At 69.3% G+C, this 14,077-nt stretch carries 9 protein-coding genes and 1 tRNA gene; 5 read left to right on the top strand and 5 right to left on the bottom strand.

Annotated elements, in window-relative coordinates; genetic code table 11:
* Positions 1–28 precede the first annotated feature (28 nt).
* On the bottom strand, positions 29–1,312 hold the full coding sequence (locus P3T39_RS29255) for an adenylosuccinate synthase (RefSeq protein ID WP_280702209.1): 1,284 nt from the start codon (positions 1,310–1,312) through the stop codon (positions 29–31).
* A 126-nt stretch (positions 1,313–1,438) separates the two neighbouring features.
* Between P3T39_RS29255 and P3T39_RS29250 the strand changes: the two genes are divergently transcribed.
* From P3T39_RS29250 to purM, 3 genes are all read left to right on the top strand, one after another.
* On the top strand, positions 1,439–2,260 hold the full coding sequence (locus P3T39_RS29250; protein ID WP_348534399.1) for a diacylglycerol kinase: 822 nt from the start codon (positions 1,439–1,441) through the stop codon (positions 2,258–2,260).
* 218 nt (positions 2,261–2,478) lie between these two features.
* Entirely contained in the window at positions 2,479–4,056 is a 1,578-nt protein-coding gene (gene purF, locus P3T39_RS29245; RefSeq protein ID WP_280702208.1) for an amidophosphoribosyltransferase, read from the top strand.
* A 291-nt stretch (positions 4,057–4,347) separates the two neighbouring features.
* The gene (gene purM, locus P3T39_RS29240) at positions 4,348–5,433 is read left to right on the top strand and encodes a phosphoribosylformylglycinamidine cyclo-ligase (RefSeq protein ID WP_280702207.1); all 1,086 of its coding nucleotides are present in this window, start codon (positions 4,348–4,350) and stop codon (positions 5,431–5,433) included.
* A 187-nt stretch (positions 5,434–5,620) separates the two neighbouring features.
* On the opposite strand, the gene P3T39_RS29235 is transcribed toward purM, so the two are convergent.
* Positions 5,621–5,869 (bottom strand): DUF3073 domain-containing protein, encoded by a 249-nt coding sequence (locus P3T39_RS29235; RefSeq protein WP_045303541.1) that lies wholly within the window; start codon positions 5,867–5,869, stop codon positions 5,621–5,623.
* Positions 5,870–6,254: 385 nt separating this feature from the next.
* Positions 6,255–7,370 carry a Glu/Leu/Phe/Val dehydrogenase dimerization domain-containing protein gene (locus tag P3T39_RS29230; protein WP_280702242.1) on the bottom strand — a complete coding sequence of 372 codons (1,116 nt, stop codon included), beginning with the start codon at positions 7,368–7,370 and terminating at the stop codon, positions 6,255–6,257.
* A 252-nt stretch (positions 7,371–7,622) separates the two neighbouring features.
* Here P3T39_RS29230 and P3T39_RS29225 point away from each other — a divergent pair, with 252 nt between their 5' ends.
* Both P3T39_RS29225 and bldC read left to right on the top strand, forming a co-directional pair.
* Positions 7,623–8,564, top strand: coding sequence for a hypothetical protein (locus tag P3T39_RS29225; RefSeq protein WP_280702206.1), 942 nt, complete (start codon positions 7,623–7,625; stop codon positions 8,562–8,564).
* 515 nt (positions 8,565–9,079) lie between these two features.
* Positions 9,080–9,286, top strand: coding sequence for a developmental transcriptional regulator BldC (gene bldC / locus P3T39_RS29220; RefSeq protein WP_014137253.1), 207 nt, complete (start codon positions 9,080–9,082; stop codon positions 9,284–9,286).
* Between the two features lie 364 nt (positions 9,287–9,650).
* Here bldC and P3T39_RS29215 read toward each other — a convergent pair.
* Positions 9,651–9,724 (bottom strand) — tRNA-Asp (locus P3T39_RS29215).
* Positions 9,725–9,810: 86 nt separating this feature from the next.
* Complete coding sequence (hrpA, locus tag P3T39_RS29210) at positions 9,811–13,794, bottom strand: ATP-dependent RNA helicase HrpA (RefSeq protein WP_280702205.1); 3,984 nt, start codon at positions 13,792–13,794, stop codon at positions 9,811–9,813.
* Positions 13,795–14,077 lie beyond the last annotated feature (283 nt).

Raw genomic sequence — 14,077 nt, 5'->3', positions numbered from 1 at the left:
GGGCCCTTGGGGAAAGGCGGGATCAGGCTCAGACGAAGGAGTTGATCTGGATGGTCTCGGTCCGGCCGGGGCCGACGCCGATCGCGGAGATCGGTGCGCCCGACATCTCCTCCAGCGCCCTCACGTACGCCTGCGCGTTCTTCGGCAGGTCGGCGAAGGTCTGGGCCTTGCTGATGTCCTCGGTCCAGCCGGGAAGCGTCTCGTAGATCGGCTTGGCGTGGTGGAAGTCGGACTGGTTGTACGGGAGTTCCTCGACCCGCTTGCCGTCGATCTCGTACGCCACGCAGACCGGGATCTGCTCCCAGCCGGTGAGCACGTCCAGCTTGGTGAGGAAGAAGTCGGTCAGGCCGTTGACCCGGGTCGCGTAGCGGGCGATCACCGCGTCGAACCAGCCGCAGCGGCGGTCACGGCCGGTGGTGACACCGCGCTCGCCGCCGATCCGGCGCAGCGCCTCGCCGTCGGCGTCCAGCAGCTCGGTCGGGAACGGGCCCGAGCCGACGCGGGTGGTGTACGCCTTCAGGATGCCGATGACCCGGTCGATCTTGGTGGGACCGATGCCCGCGCCGGTGCAGGCGCCGCCGGAGGTCGGGTTGGACGAGGTCACGAAGGGGTACGTGCCGTGGTCCACGTCCAGCAGGGTGCCCTGGCCGCCCTCCAGGAGGACGACCTTGTTGGCCTTGAGCGCCTCGTCCAGGACGAGGGTGGTGTCGGCCAGGAAGGGCTTGATCTTCTCGGCGTAGCCCAGGTACTCCTGCAGCACCAGGTCGGCCGGGATGGCGCGGCGGTTGTAGAGCTTGACCAGGATCTGGTTCTTGTCGTGCAGAGCCGCTTCGATCTTCTGCTGGAGGATCGATTCGTCGAACAGGTCCTGGACCCGGATGCCGACCCGGTTGATCTTGTCGGCGTAGGTCGGACCGATACCGCGCCCGGTGGTGCCGATCCGGCGCTTGCCGAGGAAGCGCTCGGTGACCTTGTCCAGGGTGCGGTGGTACGGGGTGATCAGGTGGGCATTGCCCGAGATCAGCAGCTTCGAGGTGTCGATGCCGCGCTCGTTCAGGCCGTTGAGCTCGGAGAGCAGCACGCCCGGGTCGATCACGACGCCGTTGCCGATCACCGGCGTCACATTCGGGCTGAGGATGCCGGAAGGCAGCAGGTGCAGGGCGTACTTCTGGTCGCCGATGACCACCGTGTGACCGGCGTTGTTGCCGCCCTGGTAGCGGACGACGTAGTCGACGGAGCCGCCGAGGAGGTCGGTGGCCTTCCCCTTGCCCTCGTCTCCCCACTGAGCGCCAACGAGCACGAGTGCCGGCACAGGCGTACACCCCTTCCGGTTGGGGCATCCTGCGTAGGCCGCAGTCTGCCCCGAGATAGACGAAGCCCCTGGCGCAATAGCGCAAGGGGCTCTTGCACCGAGAGATTACCTGAGGAAGGACCGGTCGTGTCGTCCCTGTCCACGCCCGAATCCCGACCCGTGGACCAGGCCGGTCCCGACCCGCTCCTGCTACTCCTCGACCCGGCGGCCCGGCAGACCGACGGCGAGTCGGTACGGATCGCCCGCGACGTCCTGTGCGGCGGGGCGGACGTCAAGGTGTCGCTGCCCGAAAGTCCGTCCGAACTCGACCGTGCGCTGTCGCGTCGCGGCCATCGGCGACCGGTCGTGATCGGTTCCGATCTGGCCTTGCAGCGGGTCCTTCAGGCCCTGCACCGGCACCGCGAGTTGGGTGCCGAGCCGATAGGCGTGGTGCCGGTGGGGCGTCCCGGGGCGGTGGCCGTGGCACATGCACTGGGCGTCCCGTCCGAGCCCGTCGCGGCGGCCCGGACGGTGATCAACGGCAGTTCGCGGAAGCTGGATCTGCTGGTCGACGACGGCGGCGGGGTGGTGCTCGGCGGCCTGCGGATCCAGCCGCACCGGCTGAGCCGTCCGGGTGGCTGGCGTTCGCTATGGGCGAAATTTGCTGCGGCCGAGCAGGCGATGGCCCCCGCCGGGCAGTCCCGGCTGCGGATCGAGGCCGACGGCCGGCTGCTGGCCGACGTCCACCAGCCGCTGTGCCGGCTGCACATCACCGTCCCCGCGGCCGAGGGCGTGATGGAGCTGCACCTGCGCATCGGTGCCGACCCGCAGCGGATCAGGGCGGGCAGCCTCACGGTGGTCGGTCGCGGCTTCGGCTACGAGGCGGACGGATGCCCGGTCGGCCCGGTCGGAGCACGCACCTGGACGGTGCACGCCGGAGCGTGGGAGCTGATGCTGCCCGCCAGGTGAGCAGCGTCACGTCGCCCGTCGAACGCGAACGGGCCGTCAGCCGCCCGATATCCCCCGAAGGCGCACAGGACAAGGCAACTCGACGCCCCGACGAATTGCGGTGTCTGAAATGCGCTCGCGGTAAGGGGTTTTGTCTACGCGCGTCGCTATTCGATCGGCCAATAACGAAGGGCTCCCGCGTTCGGGAAGGCGTACGGAACTGCCCTAGACTCGAAGACGTGCCACGTGGTGACGGAAGACTCAACCACGATCTTCTTCCCGGCGAGAAAGGCCCCCAGGACGCTTGCGGCGTCTTCGGTGTCTGGGCTCCCGGCGAGGAGGTCGCAAAGCTCACGTACTTCGGCCTCTATGCCCTGCAGCACCGCGGACAGGAATCCGCGGGCATCGCAGTGAGCAACGGCTCCCAGATTCTCGTCTTCAAGGACATGGGACTCGTCTCCCAGGTCTTCGACGAGGCATCCCTGGGATCCTTGCACGGGCATATCGCGGTCGGACATGCCCGCTACTCGACAACAGGTTCGTCGGTCTGGGAGAACGCCCAGCCGACTTTCCGGGCGACCGTCCACGGTTCGCTGGCCCTCGGCCACAACGGAAACCTGGTGAACACCGCCGAGCTCGCGGCCATGGTCGCCGAGCTGCCCGGCGAGGAGCACGTCTCCCGCTCGGGTCGTACGGCAGCCACCAACGACACCGACCTGGTGACGGCCCTGCTCGCCGGACACCCGGACCTCTCCATCGAGGAAGCCGCCCGGCAGGTCCTGCCCAAGGTCAAGGGCGCCTTCTCGCTCGTCTTCATGGACGAGCACACCCTCTACGCCGCCCGTGACCCGCAGGGCATCCGCCCGCTGGTGCTCGGCCGGCTGGAGCGCGGCTGGGTGGTCGCCTCCGAGACGGCGGCGCTGGACATCTGCGGCGCCTCCTTCATCCGCGAGGTCGAGCCCGGCGAGCTGATCGCCGTCGACGAGAACGGCATGCGCAGCAGCCGCTTCGCCGAGGCCAAGCCCAAGGGCTGCGTCTTCGAGTACGTCTACCTGGCCCGCCCCGACACCTCCATCGCCGGCCGCAACGTCCACCTCTCCCGTGTGGAGATGGGCCGTCGCCTGGCGAAGGAGGCCCCGGTCGAGGCCGACCTGGTGATAGCGACTCCCGAGTCCGGCACCCCCGCCGCGATCGGTTACGCCGAGGCCAGCGGTATTCCGTACGGCTCGGGACTGGTGAAGAACGCCTACGTCGGGCGCACCTTCATCCAGCCCAGCCAGACCATCCGCCAGCTCGGTATCCGGCTCAAGCTCAACCCGCTGCGCGAGGTCATCGCGGGCAAGCGCCTGGTGGTCGTGGACGACTCGATCGTCCGCGGCAACACCCAGCGGGCCCTGGTCCGGATGCTCCGCGAGGCCGGTGCCGCCGAGGTGCACATCCGCATCTCCTCCCCGCCGGTCAAGTGGCCCTGCTTCTTCGGCATCGACTTCGCCACCCGCGCGGAGCTGATCGCCAACGGGATGACCGTCGAGGAGATCGGCCGCACCCTCGGTGCGGACTCGCTCGCCTACATCTCGCTCGACGGCATGATCGAGGCCACCAAGCAGCCCAAGGACCGGCTCTGCCGGGCCTGCTTCGACGGCGAGTACCCGATGGAGCTGCCCGACCCGGCTCTGCTCGGCAAGCTCCTGCTGGAGGCCGAGATCGCCGGCGGGAAACAGCAGCCCCCCGTCCGCGGCAAGCCGACCAGCGACCTGGACGGCGTCCAGTCGCTGCTCGGTGGCGCAGGTGCGGGCGACGCGCTGCGGCGACCGTAAGCCCCCAGGGGCAAGGGTTGACCAGACAGGGGCGGGGGGCTCTGCTCGATCAACGGCGTGCGTGCAGCGGTAGGCGACCGGGTTCGGTCGGGCCCGGTGGGTGGGTTGCACCTGGTGACCTCCGGTGGGGCAGTGCGACTTGCCCTTCAGGGGTCCGGTGCGGCTCCAGCGTCTTCCATTTCGCGCACGCCGTCGATCGAGCAGAGCCTCGCGCCCCTATGGCTTCACCCTTGCCCCCGAGAGATTTCCCCGCGTTCCGAACCCCCTTCGACCCGAGAGGGCCGCACAGCAGTGACCAGCAATGAGAGCGGTGCCACCTACGCCGCCGCAGGTGTCGACATCGAGGCCGGCGATCGCGCCGTCGAGCTCATGAAGGAGTGGGTGAAGAAGACCAGCCGCCCCGAGGTGGTGGGTGGCCTCGGCGGCTTCGCCGGGCTCTTCGACGTCTCCGGCCTCAAGCGCTACGAGCGTCCGCTGCTGGCCTCCGCGACCGACGGCGTCGGGACGAAGGTCGCGATCGCCCAGGCCATGGACAAGCACGACACCATCGGCCACGACCTGGTCGGCATGGTCGTCGACGACCTGGTGGTCTGCGGTGCCGAGCCGCTCTTCATGACCGACTACATCTGCGTCGGCAAGGTCGTCCCCGAGCGGGTCGCCGCGATCGTCAAGGGCATCGCCGAGGGCTGCACGCTGGCCGGCTGCTCGCTGGTCGGCGGCGAGACCGCCGAGCACCCGGGTCTGCTGGGCCCGGACGAGTACGACGTCGCGGGTGCCGGTACCGGTGTGGTCGAGGCCGACGCGCTGCTGGGCGCCGAGCGCGTCCGCGCGGGCGACGTGGTGATCGCGATGGCCGCCTCGGGTCTGCACTCCAACGGCTACTCGCTGGTCCGCCACGTGCTGCTGAACCAGGCAGGCTGGTCGCTGGACCGCCGGGTCGAGGAGTTCGGCCGGACCCTGGGCGAGGAGCTCCTGGAGCCCACCCGGATCTACTCGCTGGACTGCCTGGCGCTGACCCGTGCCACCGAGATCCACGCCTTCTCGCACGTCACCGGTGGCGGCCTTGCGGCCAACCTGGCCCGGGTGATCCCGGCCGGGCTGCACGCCCGCCTGGACCGCGGCACCTGGACCCCGCTGCCGGTCTTCCAGACCGTCGCCCAGGTCGGCAGGATGGCCACCCTGGAGATCGAGAAGACCCTGAACATGGGTGTCGGCATGGTCGCCGTCGTCCCGCCGTCCTCGGTGGACGTGGTGCTGGCCGTTCTGGAGGACCGCGGGGTCGAGTCCTGGCTGCTCGGCGACATCGTCGAGCGCACCGACGAGCACGACGGCGGTGCGGCCCTCTACAACGCGTACGAGGGCTTCGAGCTCAGCTGACGTCCCGGTACGGAGAAGGGGCCCTTGGGGCCCCTTTCTTCGTACCGGCGGACCTTCCGGGGGCAACGCGCAAGTGAGCCCTTCCCCGCGCCCCTACGGCTTCACCCCGTGCCCGTGGGCAGTGGGTGCGGGAACGCCGAAGACCGGCTCGGCGCCCGGTGAGCGCCAAGCCGGTCCGGTCAGGCTCTTACGCGCGACGGCGGGACTGGCTGCTGCCCGCGTCCGCCTCCGCGTCGTCGTCCTCGTCGGCATAGAGATCCGCATACGCCGCGTAAGGATCGTCGTCCTCTTCTTCGATCGGCTCAGGCTTGATCGAAGCGGTAGAGGGCGATACGCCCAGCTCGCTGGACAGACGGTTAGCGTCGAAGCCGCCGCTGTTGTACTTCAGCTCGCGGGCGACCTTCGTCTGCTTGGCCTTGGCCCGGCCGCGCCCCATGGGTCGACCCCCTCAACGATGGGGCTCACGGCCCCGAGTCTGACACGTGTTCATGATCAGGATCGGCGCGCCCGAAGTGGGAGAACCGTCCCTTGGAGCATTAACGGTACCTGTTTCCGCCGCCGAACGGTACGTCGCCGGTGTGACGTGGCGCGCACAGTCTGCCCCCGAAACCGGTTCTTTCCTGGTCACGTGGGGATTTACGGGCTTTCGCAGGCTGTTCGGAGCCTGCCCTGGTCCGTCGTTCCAGGTTCGATTATCCCCCGCCGGGGGGTGCAGGATCGCCCGATCGGGCTACGAAGTGAGAATCCGGTTCCACATTGTGATGCAGGTGGCGGTGGGGGCCGTCGGGGTTCCCGCGGCCGCCACCGCCACCCGTCCCGGGTCAGCCCTTGCGGGCGCCCGGCAGCAGGATGGTGCGCAGTGCGCTGATCTCCCGCATCCGCTTCTCGGCCAGGCGGTCCGCGGCCACGGCCGGCGGGACGCCGTCGGAGGCGGCCCGGGTGAAGATCTCCAGGGTGGTGTCGAAGATCTTGGTGGCCTTGTTCTTGGCGCGCTCGAAGTTGAAGCCCTCGATCTCGTCGGCGACCTGGATCACGCCGCCGGAGTTCACCAGGTAGTCCGGCGCGTAGAGGATGCCCCGGTCGGCCAGGTCCTTCTCGACGCCCGGGTGGGCCAGCTGGTTGTTGGCAGCGCCGCAGACCACCGAGGTGCCGGCCGCGCCGAGCGCGGCCACCGTCAGGTCGTCCAGCGCACCGCCCAGGGCGCAGGGGGCGTAGACGTCCAGCTGGGCCTGGAGCAGGGCCTTGGTGTCGGCCACGACCTCGACCTCGGGGTGCGCGGCGCGGACGCGGTTCAGGGCGGTCTCGGAGACGTCCGTGATGACGACCGTGGCGCCGTCCGCGACCAGGTGGCCGACCAGGTAGTGGCCGACCTTGCCGACGCCCGCGACGCCGACGCGCTTGCCGCGCAGGGTCGGCTGGCCCCAGCGGGCCTGCGCGGAGGCGCGCATGCCCTGGAAGACGCCGAACGCGGTCAGGATCGAGGAGTCACCTGCGCCGCCGTTCTCCGGCGAGCGGCCGGTCACGAACTCGGTCTCGCGGGCGATCACGTCCATGTCCTGGACGTAGGTGCCGACGTCGCAGGCGGTGATGTAGCGGCCGCGCAGGGACTGCACGAAGCGGCCGTACGCGCGGAGCATCGCCTCGTTCTTCTCCTTGTTCGGGTCGCCGATGATGACGGCCTTGCCGCCACCGAGGTCGAGACCGGCAAGGGCGTTCTTGTAGCTCATGCCGCGAGAGAGGCGGAGCGCGTCCTCCAGTGCCTCCTCCTCGGAGTCGTACCGGTGGAAGCGGGTGCCGCCGAGGGCCGGGCCCAGGGCGGTGGAGTGGATGGCGATGATGGCCTTCAGGCCGGAGCTGCGGTCGTGGCAGAGGACGACCTGCTCGTGGCCGTCGCCGGGGACGCCGTCCTGCTCGGTACGGAAGATCCTGCTGAGCACGCCGGGTGCGGAGTGCGTCGCGGATGCGGTCTGTACGTCGGTCACTGTGGTGACTCCAGTATCTGTGGCCCACTGCTGTGGTGTGGGCGCCTGAGGGAAGCCTAGCTCCGGGGCAGGCCCCGGATCTGCCCCTCTGCGGCAACGAAAGGACGACGGGAACGCCAACGAGGAAGGGGCTGTGGCGGCAACGGGAGAACGGTGTGCAGGAGAGCTTCCGGACACCCTCCCGGGCCCCGGGGGCGGCGTGCGACGATGCGGTGCGTGACCACAGTGCGCACTTCGGTCCTTCCGCCGTACGCCGCCCATCTGCGGGTCTATGAGCCGCTGGCCGCCTACCCCGAGCCCGAGCGGGCCCGCTGGCAGGCGTACGCCGCGGCGCGCGGCCCGGACGCGGCCGCCCCCGACCACTCCGTCGCGCCGGCCGCGCTCGCGGAACAGCGCCGGGCGCTCGCCGAGGTGCTCGGCCGCACCCCGCGCGCCCTGCCCGACCGGGAGAGCGCGCGGGCCTTCGTCCGGCAGGTGGACGGGGTGACGTACATCTGCCCGTGGGCGACCAGACTGCGCAGCTGGCAGGCGCTGGAGGAGCTGCGCGCCGCGCTGCCGGTGGCGCTGTTGGACACGGTGCTGCCACCTGCCGTGCGGGCGGCGGCAGCGGCCGACCGGGAGCGCTGGCAGGCGGGTCATCCGGACGCCCGGCCATGGATTCTGACCAGCCGTTGGGAGGTTCCGGTGCGCTGGTTCCTGCCGTTCGGGTCGGAGGACCGCTGCTTCGTGCCCGGCAGCGCCGAGGGGCCCGGCGGGCCGGTTCCGGCCGCCCTGTTCTATCTGACGCCGATGGCGCAGGCGCGCCGCCGGGTGGCACGCGGCTACCGGGCGCTGCGGGAGCAGCAGCCGGGCCGGGAGCCGGCCGCGCCGGCCCGGCAGGCGAGGGGCCGGGACGGGTCGCTGGTGCAGGGGGCGGAGCGGATCGGGCGCTGGCTGGAGGAGTTCCACCCGAGGTCGCTGGTGGAGCTCGACTACGGGGGCCTGGTGCACCTGCTGGGCCCCGAGCGGCTGGCGGCCGAGGACTCGGTGGCCGAGATCGAGGCCGGGCTGCTGGCCCTGCGCTCGGGCGACGGCGAGGGCGCGACGCGGGCATACGAATCGGTGACGGCGCGTTGGCGGCAGGTGCTGGCTCTTCGGTACGCCAGCTGACGAGCCCTCAGTGGAGATCCGGGGGAGAGTGTCAGTGGGCCGGGTAAGGATGGTTGGGTCCTTTGGGTCTGCCGAGCGGGGACCTAGGTCCCGGTTCGGGTCAATACCCCTCGAACGTGACACTACTCACCGTTGACGCGAACTTACACCTATATGCAAAAATGGGACAACCAGCCCAAGTTCACTCACGTGTGTCCACTTTTGGGTGGATCTGACGGTGGTGCGTGCTTTGCGGGGAAACTGAGGATCTGGTCCACTCCTGACCGAAGGTCACCGTGCGGTGACTGTCCGCTATGGGGTGGTCCATGGCCATCCGTCGTGCTTGAACCCGTGAGGGGTCAATTTTGGCGGTTTGGCCGATAGGGCTGGACGAATGGTGTAGTTGTAGACACCAGGACAAGCCGTTCGTCCTATAACCGACTCGGCCCGTCTGTGCCATTTCGGGCATCGCGGGCCAAGGTGCAGAATTTGAAGGATAGAACCGCCCTGGTTCGGTTCTCCCGAGGAGGCCGCTCATGACCGCTCGTACCCCTGACGCTGAGCCCCTGCTGACACCGGCAGAGGTCGCCACCATGTTCCGCGTGGACCCGAAGACGGTCACTCGTTGGGCCAAGGCAGGCAAGCTCACGTCCATCCGCACTCTCGGCGGTCACCGCCGTTACCGTGAGGCGGAGGTGCGCGCACTGCTGGCCGGTATTCCGGCGCAGCGTACCGAGGCCTGAGAGGCCCGCTGACGCTTTTCGCAAGGGGCCGTATCCCTGACTCCGCCGGGTCCGGGGTGCGGCCCCTTCCGCATGCCTTCCACGCGGCTTCCGCGCGCCCGGAATCGGGTGTGCGGAATCGGATCTTCCTATTGGTGCAGTTGTTGGTGGGGGGAATACCGGGAATACATGTACAATTTTATATATTAAATTACGGGGTCTTGCCGGGGTGTCTGGAGTGTCCGGTCTCAAGAAAAGATAAGTGACGACCGTCACAGGGTCGTTATCTTGTGGTCTAGACCTACTCTGGGATAGAGCGCCTGACGCCGGGTCACCACAACACAAGAGGCCCGGAGCCTTACGGCTCCGGGCCTCTCATCACTTGCGATCCCGACGGGACTTGAACCCGCGACCTCCACCTTGACAGGGTGGCGAGCTAACCAACTGCTCCACGGGACCAGAGTGTTCTGATCTCTTGTTCACTCGCTTGCGCTGTGCGAACAAGACAGATCGTACTGCATCTGTGGCCCCCAGGTCGAACTGGCTCAGATCGTGGCGGCGGCAGCCTCCATCGCCTTGAGGATGCGCTTCTCGGAGACCGGGGTCGGGGTGCCCAGGCCCTGGGCGAAGAAGCTCACCCGCAGCTCCTCGATCATCCAGCGGACGGCCCGCAGCTCCGGCGAGGGCTCACGCCCGGCCGGCACCTTGGCCAGCAGCTCGCCGTAGGCGTCCTGCACCTGCTGGACCTTGTGCAGATGCAGCAGGTCGCGCTGGGGGTGGTTGGGCAGCGCCTCCAGGCGCCGGTCCACGGCGAGCAGATAGCGCTTCAGGTCGGGCAGCCGCTGCCAGCCGGTCGCGGTGACGAAGCCCGCACTGTCCTTGGCGGGCGGGTGGATCAGCGAGGTGAGGTGCAGTCGGATGTCGTTGACCGCCGTCAGCAGCACCGGGCTGGAGACCGACTTCAGGCGGGTGGACGCCTTGTGGAAGGCGATCAGCGCGGTGGCCGTCTTCAGGGTGGTGTCCGCGGACAGGTCGTAGAGATCCGCCCGCACCTTGTCGTACAGCTTGGTGAAGGCCGCCTCGTCCCAGGCGGGGCCGCCGTTCAGGGTCATCAGCCGGTCCACGGCGGCCGAGACGATGTCCTCGAAGAGCGCGGTGACCGACCCGTGCGGGTTGTAGGAGAGGGCCAGCTTCGCCTGGTTGCCAAGGCGGCCCTGGATGGCCTTGGCGGGCGAGGGAACGGTGAGCGTCAGCAGCCGCCGGGTGCCGGCCCACATCGCCTGGTGCTGCGCCTCGGGTGTGTCGAAGAGCCGGATGCCCACCGAGGAGCCCTCGTCCACCAGCGCCGGGTACGCGCGCAGCGAGTGCCCGCGCGAGCGCTGCTCGAAGGTGCGCTGAAGCACCGGCAGGTCGGCCGGCCAGGCGGTGAGCCCGCCGCGCTCGATGCCCTGCCCGGAGGCCGCGCTGGAGAGCGTCTCCTTCAGCTTGGGCTTCAGCTGGAGCCGCAGGTCCTCCAGGTCCTTGGACTCGGCCAGCTTCCGCTTGCCGTCCACCACCCGGAAGGTCACCTTCAGGTGGTCGGGCACCCGCTCGTCGTCCCAGGCCTCCGGCGGGATCGGGATCGCCGACATGCGGTGCAGGATCCGCTCCAGGGTGGGCAGCAAGGGCTCCTGACGTTCCTTCACCTGGCGCAGTGCGGCCGCCGCGAAGTCCGGGGCGGGCACGAAGTTGCGCCGGACCGCCTTGGGCAGGGACCGGATGTACGCGGTGACCAGCTCCGCCCGCAGGCCGGGGATCTGCCAGTCGAAGCCCTCCGCGGTGACCTGGTTGAGGACCGGCAGCGGGATGTGGACGGTCACGCCGTCCGCGTCGCTGCCCGGCTCGAACTGGTAGGTCAGCTTGAACCGCAGCTTGCCCTGCTGCCAGTAGTCCGGGTAATCCTCCTCGGTGACGCCGTCCGCCGAGTCGTTGATCAGCATCGACTTCTCGAAGTTGAGCAGGTCCGGCTGCTCGTGCCGGGCCTGCTTCCACCAGGAGTCGAAGTGCCGGGTGGAGACGATCTCCTCGGGCAGCCGGGAGTCGTAGAAGTCGAACAGGGTCTGGTCGTCCACCAGGATGTCCCGGCGGCGGGCCCGGTTCTCCAGCTCCGCCACCTCGGAGAGCAGCCGGCGGTTCTCCGCGAAGAACTTGTGGTGGGTCTCCCAGTCGCCCTCCACCAGGGCGTTGCGGATGAAGAGTTCGCGGCAGAGCTCGGGGTCGATCCGCCCGTAGTTCACCTTCCGCTGGGCGACGATCGGCACCCCGTAGAGGGTGACCTTCTCGTACGCCAGCACCGCGCCGGACTTCTTCTCCCAGTGCGGCTCGCTGTAGCTCTTCTTGATCAGGTGGCTGGCCAGCGGCTCCACCCACTCGGGCTCGATCTTCGCGTTGATCCTGGCCCAGAGCCGGGACGTCTCGACGAGCTCGGCCGACATCACCCAGCGCGGCGGCTTCTTGAACAGCCCCGAGCCGGGGAAGACGGCGAAGCGGGCGCCGCGCGCACCGCCGTACTCGCGCTTCTCCACGTCGAACAGGCCGATGTGCGAGAGCAGACCGGAGAGCAGCGCCTGGTGGATCCGGTCGGCGTCCGGCTCGGCGTCGTCGTGGGGCTCCTCGATCGTGACGCCGAGCTGCTTGGCCACCGTACGCAGCTGGGTGTAGATGTCCTGCCATTCGCGTATCCGCAGGTAGTTCAGGAACTCGGACTTGCACATCCGGCGGAAGGCAGACGAGGACAGCTCGCGCTGCTGCTCCTTGACGTACCGCCACATCGCCAGATACGAGAGGAAGTCGGAGGTCTCCGAGCTGAAGCGGCGGTGCCGCTCGTCGGCCACCTGGCGCTTCTCGGCGGGGCGTTCGCGCGGGTCCTGGATGGAGAGCGCGGCGGCGATCACCATCACGTCGCGTACGCAGCCCAGGCGGTCGGCCTCCAGCACCATGCGGGCCATCCGCGGGTCCACCGGCAGCTGGGCCAGCTTGCGGCCCAGGCCCGTCAGCCGCTTGCGCGGGTCCTTCTCGGCCGGATCGAGGGCGCCCAGCTCGTGGAGCAGGTTGACGCCGTCCTTGATGTTGCGGGAGTCCGGCGGGTCCAGGAACGGGAAGGCGGAGATGTCGCCGAGCCCGGCGGCGGTCATCTGGAGGATGACGGAGGCCAGGTTGGTGCGGAGGATCTCCGCGTCGGTGAACTCCGGGCGGGAGAGGAAGTCCTCCTCCGAGTACAGCCGGATGCAGATACCGTCCGAGGTACGGCCGCAGCGGCCCTTGCGCTGGTTGGCGCTGGCCTGGCTGACCGCCTCGATCGGCAGGCGCTGCACCTTGGTGCGGTGGCTGTAGCGGGAGATCCGGGCGGTGCCCGGGTCGATCACGTACTTGATGCCGGGGACGGTGAGCGAGGTCTCGGCGACGTTGGTCGCCAGCACGATCCGGCGGCTGTTGGAGCGCTGGAAGACGCGGTGCTGCTCGGCCGAGCTGAGGCGGGCGTAGAGCGGCAGGACCTCGGTGAACTTCAGGTTGAGCTTGTTCAGCGCGTCGGCGGTGTCGCGGATCTCCCGCTCGCCGGAGAGGAAGACCAGGATGTCGCCGGGCCCCTCGGCCTGGAGTTCCCGGGCCGCCTCGCAGATCGCCTGGACCTGGTCGCGGTCCCGGTCGATGTCCTCCTCGCTCTCCCCCTCCTCCAGGATCGGGCGGTAGCGGACCTCGACCGGGTAGGTGCGGCCGGAGACCTCGACGATCGGGGCGTCGCCGAAGTGGGCGGCGAAGCGCTCCGGGTCGATCGTCGCCGAGGTGATCACGACCTTGAGGTCGGGGCGGCGCGGGAGCAGCTGCTTGACGTACCCGAGGATGAAGTCGATGTTGAGGCTGCGCTCGTGCGCCTCGTCGATGATCAGGGTGTCGTACTGGCGCAGCTCGCGGTCCGTCTGGATCTCGGCCAGCAGGATGCCGTCCGTCATCAGCTTGACCAGGGTGTCCTGGCCGACCTGGTCGGTGAACCGGACCTTCCAGCCGACCGCCTCGCCCAGCGGGGTGTTCAGCTCCTCGGCCACCCGCTCGGCCACCGTACGGGCGGCGATCCGGCGCGGCTGGGTGTGGCCGACCAGGCCCCGGACGCCACGGCCCAGCTCCAGACAGATCTTCGGGATCTGGGTGGTCTTGCCGGACCCCGTCTCACCGGCCACGATCACCACCTGGTGGTCCCGGATCGCGGCGAGGATCTCGTCCTTCTTCTGGCTGACCGGCAGCTCCTGCGGGTACGAGATCGCCGGTACGGCCTCGCGACGCTGCTGGACGCGCAGCTCGGCCTTCTCGATCTCCGCCGTCAGCTCCTCGGCGATCTTCTGCCGGGCCTCCGGCTTGCGGACCCGCCGCGCACCGTCCAGCCTCCGGCCGATCCGCTGCTGATCGCGGATCGTGAGCTCGGTCAGACGGGCTGCCAGCCCCCCGATGGTGGGCGCATCGGTGGGCTGGGCTACGGGAGAACTCACTGCGGACATCCCTCTAGGTTCGCAAGGAGGCACAGGCAGGCGCACCTCGGTTTTCGAGCTCCTCCAGTGTCACAGACCGATCGCCTGTACGGCCGGGTGGCAGGGCGGCGGGTACGTGTGCGGCTGGGATTCCCCCGAGGCGCGGGCCTCTTCTTGATCAACTGTGGGCGGAACAGTGAGGGGTTCGGGTCGCGTGGCGGGCACACTCGGCGTCGGTCGAACACCCCCGCCGCCGGTCGGGCACTGCTTCCGCCGGTCGGGCACCTCGCTCTGCCGTTGGGCAAAGGGCTGG

This window comes from Kitasatospora sp. GP82 (assembly GCF_029892105.1).
In the GTDB taxonomy this organism is placed as follows: domain Bacteria; phylum Actinomycetota; class Actinomycetes; order Streptomycetales; family Streptomycetaceae; genus Kitasatospora.
Note: the sequence above shows the minus strand (reverse complement) of the source record. Positions and strands in the feature narration are given on the sequence as shown.